Annotated in this window: 21 protein-coding genes; 19 read left to right on the top strand and 2 right to left on the bottom strand. The window is 67.4% G+C overall.

Going from position 1 to position 23,051, the window contains the following annotated elements; all coding sequences use genetic code 11:
- Window positions 1-172: 172 nt before the first annotated feature.
- Complete coding sequence (locus D571_RS0104765; RefSeq protein WP_026287582.1) at window positions 173-1,423, top strand: lipoprotein-releasing ABC transporter permease subunit; 1,251 nt, start codon at window positions 173-175, stop codon at window positions 1,421-1,423.
- Window positions 1,416-2,129, top strand: a complete 714-nt coding sequence (locus tag D571_RS0104760; protein WP_018935530.1) for an ABC transporter ATP-binding protein — start codon at window positions 1,416-1,418, stop codon at window positions 2,127-2,129. Before D571_RS0104765 ends, D571_RS0104760 begins: the two co-directional genes overlap by 8 nt.
- A gap of 3 nt (window positions 2,130-2,132) precedes the next feature.
- Here the strand turns inward: D571_RS0104760 and D571_RS13570 are convergent, their stop codons facing one another.
- The gene (locus D571_RS13570; protein ID WP_018935529.1) at window positions 2,133-2,819 is read right to left on the bottom strand and encodes a DUF2062 domain-containing protein; all 687 of its coding nucleotides are present in this window, start codon (window positions 2,817-2,819) and stop codon (window positions 2,133-2,135) included.
- A 95-nt stretch (window positions 2,820-2,914) separates the two neighbouring features.
- Here D571_RS13570 and D571_RS0104750 point away from each other — a divergent pair, with 95 nt between their 5' ends.
- From D571_RS0104750 to galU, 17 genes are all read left to right on the top strand, one after another.
- Entirely contained in the window at window positions 2,915-5,245 is a 2,331-nt protein-coding gene (locus D571_RS0104750; protein WP_018935528.1) for a DNA internalization-related competence protein ComEC/Rec2, read from the top strand.
- A gap of 143 nt (window positions 5,246-5,388) precedes the next feature.
- Window positions 5,389-6,477, top strand: coding sequence for an S-methyl-5-thioribose-1-phosphate isomerase (gene mtnA / locus D571_RS0104745; RefSeq protein WP_018935527.1), 1,089 nt, complete (start codon window positions 5,389-5,391; stop codon window positions 6,475-6,477).
- A gap of 77 nt (window positions 6,478-6,554) precedes the next feature.
- Window positions 6,555-9,197 carry a DNA gyrase subunit A gene (gene gyrA, locus D571_RS0104740; protein WP_018935526.1) on the top strand — a complete coding sequence of 881 codons (2,643 nt, stop codon included), beginning with the start codon at window positions 6,555-6,557 and terminating at the stop codon, window positions 9,195-9,197.
- Window positions 9,194-10,276, top strand: coding sequence for a 3-phosphoserine/phosphohydroxythreonine transaminase (gene serC, locus D571_RS0104735; RefSeq protein WP_018935525.1), 1,083 nt, complete (start codon window positions 9,194-9,196; stop codon window positions 10,274-10,276). Before gyrA ends, serC begins: the two co-directional genes overlap by 4 nt.
- A gap of 13 nt (window positions 10,277-10,289) precedes the next feature.
- Window positions 10,290-11,453, top strand: a complete 1,164-nt coding sequence (locus tag D571_RS0104730; RefSeq protein WP_018935524.1) for a phosphoglycerate dehydrogenase — start codon at window positions 10,290-10,292, stop codon at window positions 11,451-11,453.
- Window positions 11,454-11,456: 3 nt separating this feature from the next.
- Window positions 11,457-12,542, top strand: a complete 1,086-nt coding sequence (gene pheA / locus D571_RS0104725) for a prephenate dehydratase (RefSeq protein ID WP_018935523.1) — start codon at window positions 11,457-11,459, stop codon at window positions 12,540-12,542.
- A 10-nt stretch (window positions 12,543-12,552) separates the two neighbouring features.
- Complete coding sequence (gene hisC / locus D571_RS0104720) at window positions 12,553-13,704, top strand: histidinol-phosphate transaminase (protein ID WP_018935522.1); 1,152 nt, start codon at window positions 12,553-12,555, stop codon at window positions 13,702-13,704.
- Window positions 13,701-14,582, top strand: a complete 882-nt coding sequence (locus D571_RS0104715) for a prephenate dehydrogenase/arogenate dehydrogenase family protein (protein WP_018935521.1) — start codon at window positions 13,701-13,703, stop codon at window positions 14,580-14,582. Before hisC ends, D571_RS0104715 begins: the two co-directional genes overlap by 4 nt.
- A gap of 4 nt (window positions 14,583-14,586) precedes the next feature.
- Window positions 14,587-15,891 (top strand): 3-phosphoshikimate 1-carboxyvinyltransferase, encoded by a 1,305-nt coding sequence (gene aroA / locus D571_RS0104710; RefSeq protein WP_018935520.1) that lies wholly within the window; start codon window positions 14,587-14,589, stop codon window positions 15,889-15,891.
- Window positions 15,888-16,613, top strand: a complete 726-nt coding sequence (cmk, locus tag D571_RS0104705) for a (d)CMP kinase (RefSeq protein ID WP_018935519.1) — start codon at window positions 15,888-15,890, stop codon at window positions 16,611-16,613. Before aroA ends, cmk begins: the two co-directional genes overlap by 4 nt.
- Window positions 16,614-16,668: 55 nt before the next feature.
- Window positions 16,669-18,339 carry a 30S ribosomal protein S1 gene (gene rpsA, locus D571_RS0104700; RefSeq protein WP_018935518.1) on the top strand — a complete coding sequence of 557 codons (1,671 nt, stop codon included), beginning with the start codon at window positions 16,669-16,671 and terminating at the stop codon, window positions 18,337-18,339.
- Window positions 18,340-18,423: 84 nt separating this feature from the next.
- Window positions 18,424-18,720: an integration host factor subunit beta gene (locus tag D571_RS0104695; protein WP_018935517.1), complete on the top strand. Its 297-nt coding sequence runs from the start codon at window positions 18,424-18,426 to the stop codon at window positions 18,718-18,720.
- A gap of 15 nt (window positions 18,721-18,735) precedes the next feature.
- Window positions 18,736-19,053: a lipopolysaccharide assembly LapA domain-containing protein gene (locus D571_RS0104690; RefSeq protein ID WP_018935516.1), complete on the top strand. Its 318-nt coding sequence runs from the start codon at window positions 18,736-18,738 to the stop codon at window positions 19,051-19,053.
- A 6-nt stretch (window positions 19,054-19,059) separates the two neighbouring features.
- On the top strand, window positions 19,060-20,286 hold the full coding sequence (locus tag D571_RS0104685; protein ID WP_018935515.1) for a tetratricopeptide repeat protein: 1,227 nt from the start codon (window positions 19,060-19,062) through the stop codon (window positions 20,284-20,286).
- Complete coding sequence (pyrF, locus tag D571_RS0104680) at window positions 20,287-21,039, top strand: orotidine-5'-phosphate decarboxylase (protein ID WP_018935514.1); 753 nt, start codon at window positions 20,287-20,289, stop codon at window positions 21,037-21,039.
- 77 nt (window positions 21,040-21,116) lie between these two features.
- Window positions 21,117-21,392, top strand: coding sequence for a ComEA family DNA-binding protein (locus tag D571_RS0104675; RefSeq protein WP_051076158.1), 276 nt, complete (start codon window positions 21,117-21,119; stop codon window positions 21,390-21,392).
- Between the two features lie 58 nt (window positions 21,393-21,450).
- Window positions 21,451-22,338: a UTP--glucose-1-phosphate uridylyltransferase GalU gene (gene galU, locus D571_RS0104670; protein WP_018935512.1), complete on the top strand. Its 888-nt coding sequence runs from the start codon at window positions 21,451-21,453 to the stop codon at window positions 22,336-22,338.
- A gap of 18 nt (window positions 22,339-22,356) precedes the next feature.
- Here the strand turns inward: galU and D571_RS0104665 are convergent, their stop codons facing one another.
- On the bottom strand, window positions 22,357-23,043 hold the full coding sequence (locus tag D571_RS0104665; protein ID WP_018935511.1) for a rhomboid family intramembrane serine protease: 687 nt from the start codon (window positions 23,041-23,043) through the stop codon (window positions 22,357-22,359).
- Window positions 23,044-23,051: the final 8 nt, after the last annotated feature.

Here is a 23,051-nt window from a genome sequence, read left to right as displayed (position 1 = left end):
ATGGCCATGTTCTCCGTTCGCGTATGAAGCCCGGGCTAGGGGCCGGATTGGCATGCACTCATAGTAGGGAAATACGCCGCGTTGTGCATCTGTCCCGGCCGGCTCCGGCGCATCGAACCCGATTCCGCGTGCGGGGATGGGCGGACGGTCGCAGTTCTGGCATTCTTTCCGGATGTTCCGTCCCCTGTCCGTCGCGATCGGTCTGCGCTACACCCGCGCGAAGCGTCGCAACCATTTCATTTCCTTCATTTCGGTGGTGTCCATCCTCGGGCTGATGCTGGGGGTCATGGCGCTCATCGTCGTGCTGTCCGTGATGAACGGCTTCGAAAAGGAGCTGCGCGAGCGCATCCTGGGCATGGCATCGCATGCGACCCTGGAGGAAAGCCGGCGTGCCCTGTCGGACTGGGAAAACGTGAAGGAGCGCGTGCTCGAGGCCGATGAACGCGTGCTCGCTGCGGCGCCTTACATACAGCGCGAAGCGATGCTCAGTGCCCGCAACCGCATCTCCGGCGGCATGATCCGCGGGGTGGAACCCGAACTGGAACTGGATGTCGCTCCCATCGGCGAGCACGTCAAGGAAGGGTCCCTGGAACAGCTGGAGGCCGGGGGCTACGGCATCATCCTCGGGCGCGAGCTGGCGGCCGAGCTGCAGGTCCGGGTCGGCGAGTCGTTGATCCTGATGGCGCCGCAGGCCAGTGTGTCGCCCGCCGGGGTGATGCCGCGCATGCGGCGCTTCGAGGTCATCGGACTGTTCGAGGTCGGGATGTACGAGTACGACCGTGGTACAGCCTTCATCCATCTGGAGGATGCCCGAGCGGTGTTCCAGACCGGGGAGGACATCTCCGGGCTGCGCCTGCGGGTGGACGACATGATGCAGGCCGGGCGGATCTCGCAGGATCTGTCGCGCGAGCTGAATGGCGCCTATTTCATCTCCGACTGGACCCGCCAGCACGCGAACCTGTTCCGCGCGATCCAGATCGAGAAGATCATGATGTTCATTATCCTCTCGCTGATCGTGGCGGTGGCCGCGTTCAACATCGTGTCGACGCTGATCATGCTGGTGACCGACAAGCAGGGCGACATCGCGATCCTGCGAACCCTGGGCATGTCGCCTTCCGGGATCATGGCGGTTTTCGTGGTGCAGGGCATGGTAATCGGCGTGCTCGGGATCCTGCTGGGGACCGCGGCCGGGGTGACACTGGCCCTCAACATCGACGTGCTGGTGCCGTTTATCGAACAGGCGACCGGTGTCGAGTTCCTGTCTGCGGATGTGTACTACATCAGCGATCTGCCCTCCGAGCTGGATCCGGCGGACGTGATGCGCGTGGGCGGCGTGGCGTTCCTGCTGACCATTCTGGCGACCCTGTTCCCGGCCTGGCGGGCGGCCCGCATCCAGCCGGCGGAGGCCCTGCGTCATGACTGATCGCGACCCGCATCTGCCGGTGCTGGAGGCCCGGGGTCTGGAGCGCCGGTTCCGTGACGGCAAGCTGGATGTCACCGTGCTGGGCGGGGTGGACTTTACCCTCGACCCCGGTGATCAGGTGGCGATCATCGGGGCATCCGGGAGCGGCAAGAGCACCCTGCTGCACCTGCTGGGCGGGCTGGACCGGCCCACCGCCGGCGAGGTGCGCCTGCTGGGGACTGCCTGGTCGGGCATGAGCGAGGCGCGGCGCGGGCGGCTGCGCAACCGTCATCTCGGGTTCGTGTATCAGTTCCACCACCTGCTGCCCGAACTGACTGCGGCGGAAAACGTGGCCATGCCGCTGTTCATCCGCCGTACGCCGGCAGCGCAGGCGCGCCGCGAGGCGCTGCACTGGCTGGATCAGGTCGGGCTGGGAGATCGCACCGAGCACAAGCCGGCGGAGCTGTCGGGGGGCGAGCGCCAGCGCGTTGCGATTGCCCGTGCGCTGGTAACCCGCCCCTCGGCCATCCTGGCCGACGAACCGACGGGGAATCTCGATCAGGAGCGCGCTCAGCACGTCTTTGCCCTGCTGCGGGAGATGAACCGCTCCACCGGCACCGCGCTGGCGCTGGTAACCCATGACACCACGCTGGCCGCGCAGCTCGATCGCTCGGTGGAGCTGACCCGGGGAAGCCTGCAGGGCCCGGATCCAGAGGGCGCGGGATAGGGCCTAGCGCCGCGAGCGGGGCCCGCTGTCGCGGTCCGGTTTGCGCGGGTCTGTCCCCGACGGGCGGGCGTTTTCCTCGCCGGCCTCCGCGGGGCCGTCCCCGTTGCCAGACTCCCCGGATCCCGACAGGCGTTCGGCGAACACCTCGCGCAGTTCCGCCTCGCGTTCACGCCGTCGGCGGGCGAGGATTCGCCGGTGGCGGACCCGCTGGATCACGTTCAGGCGCCACAGGCCCCGCACCAGCAGATAGCCGGCCAGGCCTGCCGCCACGCCCAGGACCAGTGAACCGGTCACCAGCGGCTTCCACACGGTCAGCATCTCGGTGGCGAACCACTCCCAGGTTACCTCGGTGCTGAATTCGCGCGGTTCCTCGTCCAGCAGCTTGCGGCCCAAGCTATAGGCCGTATACAACATGGGGGGCATGGTCACCGGGTTGGAGATCCACACCAGGAGGACCGAGATCGGCAGGTTGACCCGGACCAGGATGGCGATGGCACCGGCAATCAGCATCTGCATGGGCAGTGGCAGGAAGGCCACGAACAGCCCCACGGCGAAAGCACCGGCCACGGAGCGGCGGTTGAGATGCCACAGATCGGGCGAGCGCAGGCGCGGCCCCAGCGGCGCGAGGGCACGATGCCCCCGCAGGCGGTCCATGCCGGGGAACAGCTTCTTGATGATGTGTCGGGCCATGTTCTCGGCTGCGCTGGATATCCCGGTTGCGGATCCGGTGACCGGTCACGGGGACGGTACCGGCCAGTCGGAGTTCAGACAATGGTGGAGGGACTGTGATCCCTCCGGCCATCGGTTTCGTGGCGGGTCTCTGGCTGCTGCACCGCAGTGCAGTGCAGCCGTCGATCTGGGCCATTGTCGCCGCGTTCGGGGCACTGTCGGCCGCTGTGCTGGCCCTGTGGTGGCTGCGATCTCGCGGGGATGGACACGATTCGCGGGCCCGGGCGGGACTGCTGTTGCTGACGGGCGTTTTCGCCGGGGTGCTGGCAGGGGTCGGGGCGGGGTCCCTGCAGGGGTCGTTCTGGCTAGAACGAGCCGTCGAGGCCCCGCTGAAGGCGGCCGAACTCCGTGGGCGTGTGGTGGATCTCCCGCGCCATGGCGAGCGCAGCTCCCGGTTTCGCCTGCGCACGGAAGGGGCGCCGCGCCGCGAGCTGCAGGTGACGGTCTATCCTGCACGTCCGGATATCGGGCCCGGTGCGGCGCTGCAGTTGCGCGGGCGCCTGCGGCCGCCGGACGGTCGCGCCAATCCCGCCGGGTTTGATCGTGCCGCCTGGTTCTACCGCGAGGGACTGCATGGTCGCCTGAATATCTCCGCCGGCGATCTGCAGCGGCTGGAGGATGCGGAGCTGCCGGACACCCTGCGCGGGATGCTGCACCAGCGGCGCGATGCGGTCCGTGAACGCCTGCACGAGCAGGGCCCGGAACTGCGCCACCCGGGGCTGGTACAGGCGCTGGTCATCGGGGAGCGCAGCGCGATGACCGACGAGGAATGGACCGCCTTCCTGCATACCGGCACCAATCATCTGATGGCCATCTCCGGCCTGCACGTCGGTCTGGTGGCGGGTTTTGCGGCCCTGCTGGCCGGGGTCGCGTGGCGTTACCTGCCGGGCCTGCGCGAACATTGTCCGCGCCGCCTGCTGGGCTCGGTGGCGGCCGCGAGTGCGGCACTCGGATATGCCGCGCTGGCCGGTTTCAGTATCCCCACCCAACGGGCCCTGCTGATGCTGTTCGTGGTGCTGGCGGCCGTGCTGCTGGGGCGCGCTGGCACGCCATGGCGGGCACTGTTGCTGGCGGCGGTCCTGATCCTGTTCTGGCACCCGCCGAGCGTTCTGGCTCCGGGCTTCTGGTTTTCTTTTGGTGCAGTCGCAGTGATCCTGGCGCTGATCCAGGGGCGTCAGGGACGTCCGGGGTGGCGCGAGGGGGTCACTATCCAGGTGCTGCTGGCACTGGCGATGCTGCCGCTGGCGCTCGCGTGGTTCCAGCTGGGGGCATGGGTGGCACCTGTGGCCAACCTGGTGGCCGTGCCGGTGATCTCGTTCCTGGTGCTGCCCTCCCTGCTGACCGGTGCGGGATTGATGTTCCTGTGGGCCCCGCTTGGGGTGCCGTTCCTGTGGCTGGGCGACCGGCTGCTGGCCCTGCTGGTCGGGGTGCTGCAGAGCATGGCGCAGTGGCCGGGCGCGGTGGAGCAGCACGGCGTCCCGCTGGCCGCCGCATTGCTGGCGGGGGTGGCCGTGCTCCTGCTGCTTCTGCCGCAGCGCCGGCGGCTTGCGCCCTGGGTCCTGCTGGCGCTTGTGCCGCTGTGGCTCCCACTGCGACCGGATCTGGCCCATGGCGAGCTGCGCCTGCGTCTGCTGGATACCGGGGACCAGCCGGTGGTGCTGCTGGAGACCCGCTCCGAGGTTGTGGTCCACGGGCAGGCTCGGGCCGGCGAATGGCGTGCTGCGGTGCTGCCGGTGCTGCGCGAGCGAGGCCCGGGGCGGGTCGACCGGCTGATCTTGTCGCATGGCTCGCCGGATGCGGCCCTGGAGGTACTGGAGGATGAAGCCGCGGTGCCGGTCGGGGAGGTGTGGCATCGCGGCGGCGAGATCGCTTCATCCGCGGCCCGTTCGCGCGTGTGTCGTGCGGGGAAACAGTGGCACCGGGATGGCGTGGATTTCCGGCTTCTGCATCCCCCGAGGGGCTGGGACGCAAGCCGCGCGGCCAGCTGTGTGCTGCGGGTGGACACCGCTGACGGGGCCATACTGCTCGCCGGTTCGCTGCGCGGGCTGGGCGAGGCGGTCCTTCTGCACGGGGCAGCGGAGGAAGACCTGGCCGCGCGGCTGGTGGTGGCGACGGGCGGCGGCGACCCACGGGAAATGGCGCTGCTGCAGGCCAGCGACGCCCCCGTGCTGTGGCTGGCCGGGGCCCTGTCGCATGGGGGCGGCGAGGCGGCCAAATCGGGCGCGCCAGAGGGTTCGGATCTGCCGTGGGCGATCCGCGCCACGGGCCGCCACGGGGCACTGGAGTTGCGAGCCGGCCGGGGCTGGGAGGCCGGCGACGGCTACCGGCTCGAACGTCGGCGCTTCTGGGACATACCGCCCGCGACAACGTCGGATCGGGAGCCCTGAACCCCGGTCAGGGGATGTTGTGTGGATGGTGCGCAAAACCGGCCAGTCGGTTCGGGGGGATCGAGAGCGGCCACCACGGGCCCCCGGTTCGCCTGCAAGCAGGTTCCTACCCCGCCCGCCGCTGTCCGCGATAGACTGCGCGGATGAATCCGTTTGCCTCCGACACCATCCGTCCCGTCCGTTTCACCGATGACCGCCTGTGGCTGCTGGATCAGCGCCGGCTGCCGGACGAGGAGACCTTTCTGCCGCTGGACGATGCCCCGGCAGTGGCCGAGGCGATCCGGGCCATGGTGGTGCGCGGGGCCCCGGCCATTGGCATTACCGCGGCGTTCGGGGTGGTGCTGGCCTGCCGGCAGGCGCTGGAGGCCGGGGACTGGCGCGAGCGCGTGGCCGCGGATATCGCCACCCTGCGGGCGTCGCGCCCCACGGCCGTGAATCTGTTCTGGGCTCTGGATCGCATGCAGGCGCGGGTGGACGCCGCCGCGGATGCGCACGCGGCGCTGGAGACCACACGCGACGCCGCGCGGGCGATGCTGGAGGCCGACATCGCCGGCAATCGCGATCTGGGCGCGCATGGCGCCGCCCTGATCGAACCGGGACGGGCGGTGCTGACCCACTGCAATACCGGCTCGCTGGCGACCGGAGGCTACGGGACCGCGCTGGGGGTGATCCGGGCGGCGTGGGATCGCGGCCGGATCACCGGGGTGTACGCGGACGAGACCCGTCCCTGGCTGCAGGGCAGTCGCCTGACGGCGTGGGAACTGGTGCATGACGGGATCCCGGTCACGCTGCTGTGCGAGGGTGCCGCGGCCCGGCTGCTGCAGAGCGGCGCAGTGAGCTGGGTGGTGGTGGGTGCGGACCGCATCGCCGCGAACGGCGACACCGCGAACAAGATCGGCACCTATGGCCTGGCGCTGATGGCACGCGCCCATGGCGTGCGTTTCATGGTCGCGGCCCCCGTGGCAACCATCGATTTCGCGACCCCCGCCGGCGACGCCATCCCGATCGAGGAGCGCGACGCGGCCGAGGTCCTGACTCTGGGCGGGCAGGCGGTGGCCGCCGCCGGTGCCGGGGCCTACAACCCTGCTTTCGACGTGACCCCGGCCGGGCTGATCGACGCCATCGTGACGGAGCGCGGGGTGGTCGAAAACCCCGATACCGAGCGCCTTGCGGCGTGGCGGCCGGAGGGCGGCACCAACACCGGAACGGCGGGGATCCGCGCCGGATCGTGAGCCTTCCGGAGGGGCCTCTCCGGCGGGTGGATATGCTATGATCGCGGGCTTGTTCTAACGGACGGCGTGACCCATCGATGGCTGAATTCGCCAAGGAAATCTTCCCGGTCAATCTCGAAGACGAGATGCAGCAGTCCTACCTCGATTACGCGATGAGCGTGATCGTGGGACGTGCGCTCCCCGACGTGCGTGACGGTCTCAAGCCGGTCCATCGCCGCGTGCTCTACGCGATGCGCGAGCTGGGCAACGACTGGAACAAGCCGTACAAGAAATCGGCCCGCGTGGTCGGTGACGTGATCGGTAAATACCACCCGCACGGCGACTCGGCCGTCTACGACGCCATCGTCCGCATGGCGCAGTCGTTCTCGATGCGCTACATGCTGGCCGACGGGCAGGGCAACTTCGGCTCGATCGACGGCGACTCGCCGGCCGCGATGCGCTACACCGAAGTGCGCATGGCGCGCATCGCCACCGAGCTGCTGGCCGATATCGACAAGGAAACCGTCGATTTCATCGACAACTACGACGGTTCCGAACAGGAACCCTCGGTCCTGCCCGCGAAGTTCCCCAATCTGCTGGTCAACGGCTCTTCCGGGATCGCCGTCGGCATGGCGACCAACATCCCGCCGCACAACCTGCGCGAGGTCATCAATGCCTGCGTGGCGCTGATCGACCATCCCGACATCGATGTCGACGGCCTGATGCAATACCTGCCGGGCCCGGACTTCCCCACCGCCGGGATCATCAACGGTGTCGAGGGGATCCGCGAGGCCTATCGCACCGGGCGCGGGCGGGCGGTGATCCGCGCGCGCTCGCATGTGGAGCCGCTGGAAGGCGGGCAGCGAGAGGCCATCGTGGTCACCGAGCTGCCGTACCAGGTGAACAAGGCACGCCTGACCGAGAAGATTGCCGATCTGGTCAAGGAAAAGCGCATCGAGGGCATCTCCGAGCTGCGCGACGAGTCCGACAAGGACGGCATGCGCCTGGTCATCGAGCTCAAGCGCGGGGAGATGAGCGAGGTGGTGCTCAACCACCTGTACATGCACACCCAGATGCAGAACGTGTTCGGCATCAATCTCGTGGCGCTGGTCGACGGCCAGCCGAAGGTGCTGGATCTGCGCCAGATCCTCGAGGCGTTCCTGCGCCACCGCCGCGAGGTGGTGACCCGCCGGACCATCTATGACCTGCGCAAGGCGCGCGAACGGGCCCATGTGCTGGAAGGGCTGGCGATCGCGCTGGCCAACATCGACCCGGTGATCGAACTGATCCGCAACGCGCCCAATCCGGCCGAAGCGAAGGCCGAGCTGCTGGCGCGTCGCTGGCCGCCCGGCATGGTCTCGGGGATGCTCGAGCGTGCCGGCGCCGCGGCGTCGCGCCCGGAGGATCTTGGCGCGGAGTTCGGTCTGGGCGAGGACGGCTACCGCCTGTCCGAGACCCAGGCCCAGGCGATCCTCGACCTGCGCCTGCACCGCCTGACCGGGCTGGAACAGGACAAGATCGTCGACGAATACCGTCAGTTGCTGGACACCATCGAGGACCTGCTGGACATCCTCGGTTCGCCCGAGCGCCTGCAGCAGGAGATCCGCGGCGAGCTGCTGGGCGTGGCCGAGCGCTTCGGCGACGACCGCATGAGCGAGATCCGCGAGCAGCAGGCCAACCTGACGCTGGAGGACCTGATCGGCGAAGAAGACGTGGTCGTCACGCTGTCGCATGCCGGCTACGTGAAGTACCAGCCGGTGGCCGACTACCGCGCACAGCGCCGCGGCGGCCGCGGCAAGGCGGCGGCCAGCTTCAAGGAAGAGGACTTCATCGACCGCCTGCTGGTGGCCAACACTCACGACACCGTGCTGTGTTTCTCCAGCCGCGGTCGGGTGTACTGGCTGAAGGTCTACGAGCTGCCGCAGGGCTCGCGCGCCTCGCGCGGCAAGCCCATCGTCAATTTGCTGCCTCTGGAGGCGGACGAGCGGATCAATGCGATCCTTCCGGTGCGCAGCTACGATCCGGATTACTACGTGTTCATGGTTACCGCCCAGGGCACGGTCAAGAAGACCCCGCTGACCGACTTCTCGCGGCGGCGTTCCAGCGGCATCATCGCCGTGGACCTGCGCGAGGGCGACCACCTGGTGGACGTGTCGCTGACCGATGGCAGCCAGGACGTGATGCTGGTGACCACCGCGGGCAAGGCGGTGCGCTTCTCGGAGACCGACGTGCGCGCCATGGGACGCACGGCCTGCGGGGTGCGTGGCGTGCGCATGGAAGACGACCAGCGGGTGATCGCGCTGCTTAACGTGGACGAAGGCGCAGCCCTGTTTGCCACCGGGAACGGCTATGGCAAACGCACCCGGTTCGACGAGTTCCCGGTGCACCGGCGCGGTGGCCAGGGCGTGATCGCGATCCAGACCGAGGGCCGCAACGGCGCGCTGGTCGGTGCCGCTCGGGTGCAGGAAGACGACGAGGCGATGCTGATCACCAACGGCGGGACGCTGGTGCGTACGCCGGTGGAAGAGATCCCGCTGATCGGCCGCAACACCCAGGGCGTGCGCCTGATCCGTCTGGATGCGGGCGAACAGCTGGTGGAACTGGCGCGGGTGGCGCAGTTCGCCGGTGATGAGGAAGAAGGCGACGCCGATCCGGAAACGGAGGCACAGGATGACCGGGCGGGCGCCCCCGAAAACGGCGGGGACGACCGCGAACCCAGCGACAAGGGAGATCAAGAATGAGCCGAATCTGGAACTTCAGCGCGGGTCCGGCGGCACTGCCGCAGGCGGTGCTGGAACGGGCCCGCGACGAGATGCTGGACTTCCACGGTGCCGGCATGTCGGTGATGGAGATGAGCCATCGCGGCAAGCCCTTCATGGAAGTAGCGGAAAAGGCCGAGGCCGATCTGCGCAAGCTGATGGGTATCCCCGACGATTACGCGGTGCTGTTCCTGCAGGGCGGGGCCACCGGCCAGTTCTCCGCGATCCCGATGAACCTGCAGACCGGCGGCCAGCCGATGGACTACATCGACACCGGCGCCTGGTCGGGCAAGGCCATCAAGGAGGCGCAGAAAATCGGTCCGGTGAACATCGTCGCCAGTTCGCAGGCCGATGGCTATGCCTCCATTCCCGAGCGCTCGACCTGGAAACTCGATCCGAACGCCGCCTATGTGCACTACACCCCGAACGAGACCATCGGCGGGGTGGAATTCCACGAGGTTCCCGACGTGGGCGACAAGCCGCTGGTCGCGGACATGTCTTCCACCATCCTGTCGCGGCCGATCGACGTGTCGAAGTTCGGCGTGATCTACGCCGGAGCGCAGAAGAACATCGGCCCGGCAGGTGTGACCGTCGTCATCGTGCGCAAGGATCTGCTGGATCGCGAGAAGAGCGCGGTGCCCGCCGTGCTGGACTGGAAGCTGCAGGCCGACAACGACTCGATGTACAACACCCCGCCGACCTTCGGCTGGTACTTCGCCGGGCTGGTGTTCGAATGGCTGCTGGAGCAGGGCGGTCTGGAGAAGATGGCCGAGATCAACCAGCGCAAGGCGGAGAAGCTCTATCGCTTCATCGACAACTCCGCGTTCTACCGCAATCCGGTCGATCCGAGCGCGCGTTCGTGGATGAACGTGCCGTTCATCCTGGCCGACGATGCGCTGGACGGTCCGTTCCTGAAGGAGGCCGAGGCCGCCGGCCTGTCCTCGCTGAAGGGACACCGTTCGGTGGGCGGCATGCGTGCCAGCATCTACAACGCGGTGCCGGAAGAGGCCGTCGACGCCCTGATCGAATTCATGGCGGACTTCGAGGAACGCCACGCCTGAAAAGGAGGTCGTGATGTACCGCGTCAAGACCTATAACAATATCGCCCTGCGCGGGCTGGAACGCTTCCCGCGCGACAGTTACGAGGTCGCCTCGGGTCTGGAAGACCCGGATGCCATCATGCTGCGCTCGCATGACCTGCACGGTGAGACCATCCCGGATTCGGTGCTGGCCGTCGGGCGCGCCGGCAGCGGGGTGAACAACATCCCGGTGCAGGATCTTACCGAGCGCGGGGTTGCGGTGTTCAATGCCCCCGGGGCCAACGCCAACGCGGTCAAGGAGCTGGTGATCGCGGGGCTGCTGCTGGGGGCGCGCAACCTGGTGCCGGCCGCAGGTTACGTGCAGTCGCTGGACCCGGACGACTCCAGCTTCACCGAGGCGGTGGAGCAGGGCAAGAAACGCTTCAGCGGCTTCGAACTGCCCGGGCGGCGGCTGGCCGTGCTCGGGCTGGGCGCGATCGGGGTCAAGGTCGCCAACGCCGCCCGGTCGATGGGCATGGAGGTGGTCGGCTTCGATCCCAAGATCACGGTCGAGAGTGCCTGGCAGATGGCCTCGGACATCGAGCGGGCGCGTTCGGTGGATGCGGCGCTGGAAGGCGCCGATGCGGTGACCGTGCATGTCCCGCTGACGGAGAACACGCAGAACCTGGTGAACGCCGAACGCATCCGTTCGATGAGCCCCGGTGCGATGGTGCTGAACATGGCCCGTGACGGGATCGTGGACGACGACGCGGTAGGCGAGGCCCTGAACGAGGGACATCTGCACGCGTACGTGACCGACTTCCCGGTACCGGGGCTGCTGGATCATCCGCGGGTGATCACGCTGCCGCATCTGGGGGCCTCGACCACCGAGTCGGAAGAGAACTGCGCGGTGATGATCGCGGACCAGCTGCGCGACTATCTGGAGAACGGCAACGTCGTCAATTCGGTGAACCTGCCGACTCTGGTGCTGGAGCGCAAGGGCCAGGCACGCATTGCGGTGGTCAACCGCAACCTGCCGGACCGGGTGGCGCAGATCTCGCACGTGATCGGTGAATCGGACATCAATATCCTCCATCTGATGAACGATTCGCGAGGTGAGATCGCCTACACCATGCTCGACGTGGACGGGCACCCCAGTTCGACCACGCTGGATGCGCTGTATCGCATCGATGGTGTACTGCGGGCGCGGGTGCTCTAGGCCGTGAGCGAAGGGGAGTCCCTCGCGTCGCTGCGCGCGCGGATCGATGCCATTGACGGGGAACTGCTCGCCCTGCTGAGCGAGCGGGCGCGCTGCGCCGAGTCGGTCGCACGAGTCAAGCGCGAGAACGGGGAAGAGCCTGTCTTCTATCGGCCGGAGCGCGAGGCCGAGATCCTGCGCAGGGTTCGGGCGGAGAACCCGGGGCCGCTGGACGACGATGTGGTGGTGCGGCTGTTCCGCGAGATCATGTCCGAATGCCTGGCCCTGGAGCATCCGCTGACGGTGGCCTATCTTGGACCGGAGGGGACCTTTACCCATCTGGCCGCGCGCAAGCATTTCGGTCATGCGGTCACGACCACGCCGCTGGCCTCCATCGACGCCGTGTTCGGTGCGGTGGAGACCGGGCGCGCGCAGTTTGGTGTGGTTCCCATCGAAAACAGCTCCGAAGGGGTAGTGACTCATACGGTGGACTGCTTCATGGACTCGTCGCTGCAGATCTGCGGCGAGGTCGTGATGCCGGTGCACCACCACCTGCTTTCGCATACTGGCGAGCTCGGCAGCATCCGCCGGGTGCTGGCCCATACCCAGGCGCTGGCGCAGTGCCGCGAATGGCTGGACACCTGGCTGCCGGACGCCGAGCGTCATCCGGTGGCCAGCAACGCGCGTGCGGCGGAACTGGCGTCCGGCGATGCCAGCGTGGCCGCGATCGCGTCGCGGGTGGCTGCGGAGCATTTCGAGGTGCCGATCCAGGTGGAGCACGTGGAAGACCGCGCGGACAACACCACGCGCTTCATGATCATCGGCACCACGGCCGCGGGGCCCAGCGGGGAGGACCGGACCTCGATCATGCTGAGCACGGCCAACCGGCCGGGGTCGCTGTATGCGCTGCTGAAACCGATCGCGGAGGCCGGCATCAGCCTCACGCGCATCGAATCGCGCCCCTCGCGCTGTGTGCAGTGGACCTATGTTTTCTTCCTCGATCTCCTCGGGCACCAGGAAGACCCGGAAATCGCCGGGTGTCTGGAGCAGCTGAGAGAGACCGCCGACACAGTGAAGGTCCTGGGCAGTTATCCCCGCGCCGCAACCTGAAGAGGCATCCATGGCAACCAATCCTTCCGTAACTCCGGCCAGCGCTGCGGGTCCGGCGGACCGGGCCGTATCCGGCGTGCAGGGGCTGCAGCCCTATCAGCCGGGCAAGCCGGTGGCCGAACTGGAGCGCGAGCTGGGCATCCGCGAGGCGACCAAGCTCGCGTCCAACGAGAACCCGCTGGGGCCTTCGCCGCGTGCGGTGGAGGCCGCACGGAACATGCTGGGCGAGGCCCATGTTTATCCCGACGGCAACGGGTTCGAGCTGAAGGCGGCCCTGGCCGCCCGACACGGCGTGGATCCGGCACAGATCACCCTGGGCAATGGCTCCAACGAGGTGCTGGAGCTAATCGCGCGGACCTGGCTGGCGCCGGGGCGGGCCTCGGTATTTTCGGCCCATGCCTTCGCGGTTTATCCGCTGGTGACGCAGGCCACCGGGGCCGAGGCGCGCGTGGTGCCGGCCCTGGCAGCGGATGATGCCCGCCAGCCGTTCGGCCATGACCTGGACGCGATGCGCGCCCGGGTGGATGACGACACCGCGGTGGTGTTCGTGGCGAACCCCAACAATCCGACCGGCACCTGGGTGGATGCACAGGCACTGGAGGCCTTCGTCGCGGCGATGCCGCCGCAGACCCTGGTGGTGATCGACGAGGCCTACGCCGAGTACGTGGAAGAAGACGGCTATCCGGATGCCACGCACTGGCTGGAACGCTACCCCAACGTCGTCGTGACCCGGACCTTTTCCAAGATCCAGGGGCTGGCCGGGCTGCGTCTGGGCTATGCGGTGAGTTCGGCGCCGGTGGCCGACATGCTCAACCGCGTGCGCCAGCCGTTCAACACGAATGCCGTAGCCCAGGCGGCCGGTCTGGCGGCCTTGCAGGACGAGGCGCATATCCGGCGCTCGGTGGCGGTCAACCGCGAGGGTCTGGTGCAGCTGGACCGGGAGCTGAGAGCCATGGGCCTGCGGGTGATCCCGTCGGTCGGCAATTTCGTCACCTTCGATACCGGAACGGACGTCCATGCGGTGCATGACCGGCTGCAACGCCAGGGCGTGATCGCCCGCCCGGTGGAGAACTATGGCCTGCCGCGCCACCTGCGGGTGACGGTTTCCACCACGGAGGACAACGACCGCTTCCTGGCGGCCCTGCGCGAGGCGCTGGCGTGATTGACCGGCTGGTCATCTTCGGGGTGGGCCTGATCGGCGGGTCGCTGGCCCTGGCCCTGCGCGAGGCCGGGGTGGTCGGGCGCATCGTCGGCTGCTCGCGCAACGCCGACAACCTGCGCGAGGCCGAGCAGCTGGGCGTGATCGACGAATGGACCACCGATCCGGCCGAGGCCGCCTGCGGCGCGGACATGGGGGTGCTGGCCGTGCCGCTGGGGGCGATGGAGGGTCTGGCCGCGTCGCTCGCCGATGTCTGGCCGGAGGATGCGCCGCTGACCGATGTGGGAAGCAGCAAGCAGGCGGTGCTGGACGCGCTGACGCGGGGCATCGGCGAGGTGCCGCGGCAGTTCGTGCCCGGCCACCCGATTGCCGGCACCGAGCAGAGCGGGGTGGCGGCGGCCTTTCCCTCGCTGTTTCGCGAACGGCTGGTGATCCTGACGCCAGCGGATGCCACCAGCGTGATGGCCACCAACCGGGTTACGGAGATGTGGCAGGCCACCGGCGCGCGCGTGGAGTTCATGACGCCGGCGCACCACGATCACGTGCTGGCCGCGACCAGCCATCTGCCGCATGTGCTGGCATTCTCGCTGGTGGCCTCGCTGTCGAAGATGAGCGACCGCGACGAGATCTTTCATTATGCCGCCGGCGGCTTTCGTGACTTCACCCGTATCGCGTCCAGCGACCCGGTGGTCTGGCGCGACATTTGTCTCGCCAACGGCCCGGCGATCCTGGAGGTGATCGAGCGCTATCAGACCGATCTGGAGGCCCTGCGCCGGGCGATCGAACAGGGCGATGCACAGGCCCTGGAACGCGAATTCACCCATGCCAAGACCACGAGGGATCGTTTCTGTGATCCCGCCAGAGCTCAACTGGATACCTGAACCCATGGATACCCTGACCGTTCAACCCGGTGGCGTCCTCAGCGGGACCCTGCGCGTGGCCGGCGACAAGTCGATCTCGCATCGGGCGATCATGCTGGGGGCGCTGGCCGAGGGCACGACCCACGTGACCGGCTTTCTCGAAGGCGAGGACTGCCTGGCGACCCTGGAGGCGTTCCGCGCGATGGGGGTTCCCATTCGTCGCGAAGGCCCCGGCGAGGTGGTCATCGAGGGCGTCGGCATGCACGGGCTGCGCGCCCCGGAGGGCCCGCTGGACATGGGCAACTCGGGTACCGCGATGCGCCTGCTGTGCGGGGTGCTCGCGGGCCAGGCATTCGACAGCGAACTGACCGGCGATGCGTCGCTGTCCCGCCGGCCGATGCGCCGGGTGACCGAGCCGCTCGCGCGCATGGGTGCGCGGATCGACACCGCCGAGGGTGGCACCCCGCCCCTGCGGGTGCGCGGCGGGCAGCCGCTGCAGGGCACGCAATACGCGCTGGAGGTGGCCTCCGCCCAGGTCAAGTCCGCACTGCTGCTGGCCGGCCTGTGGGCCGAGGGACAGACCTGCGTGACCGAACCTGCACCCACGCGCGACCACACCGAGCGCATGCTGGAGGGCTTCGGCCTGCAGGTGGAGCGCGACGGGGCCACGGCCTGCGTGGCGGGCGGCGGACAGCTGAACGGCGGGCGCGTGGACGTCCCGGCGGACATCTCGTCGGCGGCCTTCTTCATGGTGGGCGCGTCCATCGCCCCGGGTTCCCACGTGGTCCTGCGGCATGTGGGGGTCAATCCGACCCGGACCGGCGTGATCGAGATCCTGCGCCGCATGGGCGCGGATATCCGTCTGCTGGACCTGCGCGAGGTCAGTGGCGAGCCGGTGGCCGATGTCGAGGTGCTTTCGCACGAACTGCGCGGCATCGAGATCCCGGAGGATCTGGTGCCGCTGGCGATCGACGAGTTTCCGGCGATCTTCATCGCGGCCGCCTGCGCCCACGGCGAGACCGTTCTGACCGGGGCCGAGGAGCTGCGGGTCAAGGAGAGCGACCGCATCCAGGTGATGGCCGACGGCCTCCAGGCGCTGGGCGTCGAATGCGAGGTACGCCCCGACGGGATCCGCATCCAGGGAGGCGACGGCTTCCATGGCGGCGAGATCCAGAGTCACGGGGATCATCGCATCGCGATGGCCTTCGCCATGGCGGGGCTGCGCGCCGATGCACCCGTCACCATTCACGACTGCCGTAACGTAGCGACCTCGTTCCCCGATTTCGCCGACCTCGCACGGCAGAACGGACTGCAGCTGGAGGCCCGATGACCCCGGTACTGACGATCGACGGGCCGGGCGGTGCCGGCAAGGGCACGGTCTGCATGCGGATCGCCGCGGCCATGGGCTGGCACCTGCTGGACAGCGGCGCGCTGTATCGCCTGGTCGGTCTGGCCGCCCGTAAGCAGGGCGTGGAACCCGATGACGCCGCGGCCGTGCCGGCCCTGGCCGAGGCCCTGGACGTACGCTTCGAGGTGGATCGCGACGCGACCCGCGTCACCACGCTGCTGGATGGCGAAGTGGTAAACGAGGCCCTGCGCACCGAACAGGCGGGCAACGATGCCTCGCGCGCCGCCGCGATACCGGCGGTGCGCAACGCGCTGCTGCAGCGCCAGCGCGATTTCGCGGTACCGCCGGGGCTGGTCGCCGACGGCCGCGACATGGGTACCGTGGTGTTTCCCGACGCGGACCTCAAGATCTTCCTCGACGCCAGCGCCGCGGAGCGCGCGCGCCGGCGTCAACTGCAGTTGCTGGAACAAGGACTTAGTGCTAACCTTGACGACCTTCGGGAAGAGATGGAAGAACGCGACCGCCGCGACCGCGAACGCAGTGTGGCGCCGCTCAAGCCGGCCGAGGATGCCTGGGTCCTGGATACGACGGATCTGGACATCGTCACCGTGGTCGATCTCATCCTGGAGCGCCTCCGGGACGTACTCCCGGAAGACCGCCCCCCTGCCGACGAAACCCCGGGCAGCGGGATCGAAAACACTTGAAACCGGTTTCAGGAACTTTCTGTAACCGCATTTAATTTAACAGGTTTTTAAATCCATGAGTGAAAGTTTCGCGCAACTGCTCGAAGAGAGCATGGCCTACACCCAGATGCAGCCGGGTGCCATCCTCAGTGCCACCGTCATTGAGGTGAACCCGGAAGTCGTCGTGGTGAACGCGGGCCTGAAGTCCGAGGGGGTCATCCCCACCGAGCAGTTCATGAACGACGAAGGGGAACTGGAGGTCGCCGTCGGCGATGTCGTGGAAGTTGCCCTGGAAACCCCGGAAGACGGCTTCGGCGAGACCCGCATGTCTCGCGAGAAGGCCAAGCGTGCCAAGGCCTGGGATCGCCTCGAACGGGCGATGGAAGACGAGGAATACGTCACCGGCAAGATTTCCGGCAAGGTCAAGGGCGGCTACACCGTCGAACTGGGCGACATCCGTGCGTTCCTGCCAGGTTCACTCGTGGATGTCCGTCCGGTGCGCGATACCGCGTATCTGGAAGGCAAGGAACTGGAATTCAAGCTGATCAAGCTGGATCGCCGCCGCAACAACGTCGTTGTCTCGCGCCGCGCCGTGGTCGAGCAGGAATACAGCGCCGAGCGCGAAGAACTGCTGAAGAACCTGCAGGAAGGCGCGGTCGTGAAGGGTATCGTCAAGAACCTGACCGACTACGGTGCGTTCCTGGATCTGGGCGGCATCGACGGCCTGCTGCACATCACCGACATGGCCTGGAAGCGCGTCAAGCATCCGTCCGATGTCGTTGAAATCGGCCAGGAAGTCGAAGTCAAGGTGCTCAAGTTCGACCGCGAGCGCATGCGTGTCTCGCTGGGCCTGAAGCAGCTGGGCGAGGATCCGTGGGAGAACATCACCCGCCGTTACCCGACCGGCACCCGCATCTTCGGCAAGGTCACCAACATCACCGACTACGGCTGCTTCGTCGAGATCGAAGACGGCGTGGAAGGTCTGGTGCACGTCTCCGAAATGGACTGGACCAACAAGAACGTGAACCCGGGCAAGGTCGTGGCCATCGGCGACGAGGTCGAGGTGATGATCCTGGACTTGGACGAAGAGCGCCGCCGCATCTCGCTGGGCATGAAGCAGTGCCAGTCCAACCCGTGGGACGACTTCGCCGCCAACCACAACCGTGGCGAGAAGGTCCGTGGCCAGATCAAGTCGATCACCGATTTCGGCGTGTTCGTGGGCCTGGAAGGCGGCATCGACGGCCTGATCCACCTGTCGGATCTGTCCTGGAGCGAGTCGGGCGAAGAGGCCATCCGCAACTTCAAGAAGGGTGACGAGGTCGAGGCCGTGGTCCTGTCCGTGGATCCGGAGCGCGAGCGCATCTCCCTGGGCCTGAAGCAGCTGGACCGCGACCCGTTCGCCAACTTCGTGGCCGAGCACAGCAAGGGCAGCATCGTGAAGGGCACGGTCAAGGAGGTCGACGCCAAGGCCGCGGTGATCGAGCTGGCCGACGGCATCGACGGCATTCTGCGGGCCGCCGACATCTCGCAGGATCGCGTGGAAGACGCGCGCACCGTGCTCAACGTGGGCGACGAGGTCGAGGCCAAGTTCATGGGCGTGGACAAGAAGACCCGCGCGATCAGCCTGTCGATCAAGGCCAAGGACCGCGCCGAGGAGGCCGAAGCCGTGTCCGAGTACGGGCAGGGTGGCGGTGCCACCACTTCGTTGGGCGATCTGCTGAAGGAACAGATGGGCAAGAACGACTAAGCCCCGTTCCATCGCCCGCATCCGCGGATTCGCTGCGGGTGCGGGCCTTTTTTTGTCTTTTCACCCCCTGTCCGCGAGTGCCAGATGACCAAATCGGAATTGATCGAAAGTCTTGCCCGCAAGTCGCCGCACCTGCCGCCGCGTGACGTGGAACTGAGCGTCAAGGCGCTGCTGGAGCGGATGAGCCAGGCTCTGGCGAGCGGGGAACGGGTGGAGATACGGGGTTTCGGCAGTTTTGCGCTGCATTTTCGTCCGCCGCGCATGGGGCGCAATCCGAAGACCGGTGAGGGCGTGGCCCTGCCCGGCAAGTACGTCCCCCACTTCAAGCCCGGCAAGGAACTGCGGGAACGCGTCAACGACGGCGCAGAGCGGGAATCCTGAGGCGGAGGCGACCATATGGCCGAGCGCGGAAAGTCCCGGCTGCGGCACTGGGTCGCATTCACGATCCTGATCGTGGTGTCTTCCATGGTCGGGATCCTGGTGGTGTTCAACGAGGGCGCCGCCACCCTTCATCTTCCTGGCCTCACGATCGAGGCCCCCCTGATTGTGCTGCTGGGTATCAGCGCCCTGATGGGCGTGCTCCTGGCGGCACTGATCTTCATGCTGCGCCTGCGGCGGCTTCAGCAAAAGATTGATCGGTTGCGCGAAGAGAATCGTTCGCTGCGCGTCGAGGTCGAACAGATGCGGACCGCACCCATGCGGGACTTCTACTGAACCGGAATGATTGAGGACTGGTTCTGGCTGCTGTTGCCGGTCGCTGCTGCCAGTGGGTGGTGGGCCGCGCGACGCGGCATCCCCGAAGAAGAAGAGACCCGTGAGCCGGCCCTGGATCGTTATCTCCAGGGGGTGCGCTATCTGCTGGACGATCGTACCGACGACGCCCTGCAGACCTTTATCGAGATGGTGGAGGTCGATCACGAGACCTTCGAGACCCACGTGATACTCGGGCGCCTGTTCCGGCGGCGGGGCGAGGTGGAACGGGCGATCCGCATCCACCAGAATCTGGTCGCGCGCCCGGCTCTGACCGACGGGCAACGGGCCCAGGCGCTGTGCGAGCTGGGACAGGACTTCCTCCAGGCGGGCGTTCTGGACCGTGCCGAGGGTGTCTTCCGCGAGCTGATGGGCTCGTCCAGCCAGGCCCCGATCGCGCTGGAAGGCCTGCGCCACGTCTACGAGACGCAGCGGGAATGGGAAAAGGCGATCGAGGTTGGCAATCGTCTGCGAGCCGAAGGCTCGCCGCAGGAACCGCTGCGGGTCGCGCACTATCACTGCGAACTCGCCACCGAAGCACTGGAGCGCGATGATGTCGCCGAGGCGTCGGATCGTGCGGCGCAGGCCGAGGCCCTGGTCCCGGGACTGTCGCGCGCCCTGCTTCTGAAATCCGAGGTCGCCGCGCACGAAGGTCGTATCCGTGAGGCCATCGATTACGGGGCCGACGCCGTCGCCCGCACCCCGCGGCTGGCGCCTCTGCTGGTGCCACGGCTGGAACGGCTGCATCAGCAATTGCCTGGCGATCATCGGCTGGAGCAGCTTGAACGGATACTGTCCCGCCTGGCCGAAGATCATGCCGTGACCATGGCGCGCATCGCCCTGATGCGGCTGTACCGGCGTACCGGGCGCATGGACCGGGCGCTGAACGAACTCGGGGCGATCCTGGCGCAGCGACCGGTACCCACCTCCGGCCTTCTGGAGGCGGTGCGCTGGATGAAGGTCCTGCCCGCAGTGCAAAGCTACGTCAGCGAGTTCACCGCCTTCGAGAAGGCCCTGTCGGATCAGCTGCGCGGCCAGCATCTCTATCAGTGCACCAACTGCGGCTATCAGGGGCGCGGGCATGTCTGGCAGTGCCCAAGCTGCCGCCGCTGGGATACCCTGCGCGGGCTGGATTTCGACATCGATCAGACCACAGAGGATGCCGAATCGGCCCTCATTCGCGAGGAGAACGCCTGAATGCAACGCCCCATCGACGATACCCGTCAGGCCCCGGAGCCACGTCTGATCGTGGCCCTGGACTTCGATTCCGGCGATGCCGCGCTGGCCTTTGCGCGCGAACTGGATCCGGCGCAATGCGCGGTCAAGGTGGGATTCGAGCTGTTCGTGGTGGCGGGTCCGGGTCTGGTCGAACGCCTGCATGCACTGGGGTTCCGCGTTTTCCTGGATCTCAAGTTCCACGACATCCCCAACACCGTGGCCGCTGCCTGCCGCGCGGCCGCACGCATGGACGTGTGGCTGGTGAATCTGCATGCCAGCGGGGGGCTGGCGATGATGCGCGCCGCGCATGATGCCGTGCGCGAGACGAACGAACGCACCGCACTGCTGGCCGTCACCGTGCTGACCTCCAGTGACCAGAACACGCTGGAGGAGACCGGGGTGCAGGATTCCCCGGATGGTCAGGTGCGGCGCCTGGGGCGTCTTGCGGTGCAGCAGGCGGGGCTGGACGGGCTGGTCTGTTCGGCGCGCGAGGCGGAGATGCTGCGTGGCGAACTGGGGCCGCAGCCTCGACTCGTGACGCCGGGCATTCGCCTGGAGACCGACGGAGGGGATGATCAGAAACGGGTGATGACACCGGAGCGGGCCCTCCGGGCGGGGGCCAGCGCGATCGTGGTGGGTCGCCCGATCACGCGGGCTGCCGACCCGACGCAGGCGATGCGCACCATTGTCGCGAGGATGGAGGGGGTTTCCCCGTCGGAGGGATCGGGCTAGGATCCGGGGTGGGCGTAGGGATTACGTCCGTCACCATTGAAATGACAAGGAGGTTCACCATGATCCGTATTGCATCCATGCTGCGTCCCACCCGTGTGCTGCTGCCCGCAGCGGCGCTGGGCCTGACCCTGGCCCTGCCGGCCGCGGCCGAACAAACGACGATGGTCAACATCAACTCGGCGGCTGCGGAGGAGCTGATGGCCCTGACCAACATCGGTGAAGTGACGGCCCGGGCGATCGTGGAGCATCGCGAGGAACACGGTGAGTTTGCGTCCGTGCAGGCGCTCACCGAGGTCTCGGGCATCGGCGAACGCACGGTGGAGATGAATCTGAATCGGATCGAACTGGAATAGGGAGGGAGGCCGGGGCGGTCCGCGATCGGTGCGGACCGCCTCAAGGCCCGGAGGACACATGAGCGACAACAAGAAGCGCATTCGTACCGCAGTATTTCCGGTGGCCGGCATGGGGACCCGTTTCCTGCCGGCGACCAAGGCCAACCCGAAAGAGATGCTGCCGGTAGTGGACAAGCCGCTGATCCAGTATGCGGCCGAAGAGGCGGTGGCGGCGGGGGTCGATACCCTGGTGTTCGTGACCGGCCGCAACAAGCGCTCCATCCCGGACCATTTCGACAAGGCCTACGAGCTCGAAAGCGAACTCGAGGAACGGGGCAAGACCGAGCTGCTGGAGCAGATCCGCAATATCGTGCCTCCCCGCGTCACCTGCGTCTATGTTCGTCAGGCCGAAGCCCTGGGCCTGGGGCACGCCGTCGCCTGCGCGCGTCCGGTGGTGCGCGACGAGCCGTTCGCGGTGATCCTCGCCGATGACCTGATCGAGGCCGTGGACGGCGGTGCCACCGCGCAGATGGTGGCGCAGTTCGACCAGCACCAGTGCAGTGTGCTGGGCGTGGAAGAGGTCCCCGAGGAGCGTACGCATCAGTACGGGATCATCGACCCGGACCGTACCGGGCCACGCAGCTGGGACGTGAAGGGCATCGTGGAGAAGCCGGATCCGGCGACGGCCCCGTCGAACGTGGCGGTGGTCGGGCGCTATGTCCTGACGCCGCGGATCTTCGAGTTGCTGGAAGAGCAGGAGCCGGGGGCGGGCGGGGAGATCCAGCTGACCGATGCGATCGACCGCCTGCGGCAGGAAGAGCGGGTCACGGCCTGGGAGTTCTCCGGGCGGCGCTTCGATTGCGGCAGCAAGCTGGGCTATCTCGAGGCGACGGTGGAGTTTGCTCTCAACCACCCCGAACTGAAAGACGATTTCCGCGAATACCTGCGCACGCGGAAGGATGCCTGACGCGTCCAGGCCCGGCGGTTACCACCACAGCCTGCGGTGGCGGGGGCGGATCGGCAAGCGCCCGCGCCAGTACTGAATCATCAATAGACCCACCACCATGCCGCCCAGGTGGGCGAAATGGGCGATCCCCGACATGGTCCCGGACACCCCCAGATACAGCTCCAGGATGCCGTAGCCGATCACGAAATACTTGGCCTTGATCGGGATCGGCAGGAAGATCAGGAACAGGCGCTGGTTGGGGAACATCATCCCGAACGCCAGCAGGACCCCGAAGACCCCGCCTGAGGCCCCCACCGTGGGGTAGATCGCATCCCCGTTGCCGCCTGCGGTGACCACCAGCTGCACCAGCCCGGCGCCGATCACGCAGATCAGGAAGTAGGTCGCGAACATCCGCGACCCCCACGCGTTCTCGACCTGCACCCCCAGCATCCACACCACGAACATGTTCACGAACAGGTGGAGCGGGCCACCGTGCAGGAAACCGTAGGTCACCAGCTGCCACAGCTGGAAATCAGGTACCCGCACCATGGAGCCGTCCTGGATCATGGTGGAAGGGGTGCCGATCGGCCACAGCGCGAAATGCGCCATCAGCCAGTTGCCCAGCGCGGGCAGTGCCAGGAACAGCAGGACGTTGGTGACCAGCAGAAAGCCGATCACCGGGGGCATCATGCTGAAGCGCGGCGAACGCGGATCGGGGTGTGTCATGTGGAGGG

Source organism: Thioalkalivibrio sp. ALJ24 (assembly GCF_000377785.1).
In the GTDB taxonomy this organism is placed as follows: Bacteria; Pseudomonadota; Gammaproteobacteria; order Ectothiorhodospirales; family Ectothiorhodospiraceae; genus Thioalkalivibrio.
This window is presented reverse-complemented; position numbering and strand designations above follow the sequence as displayed.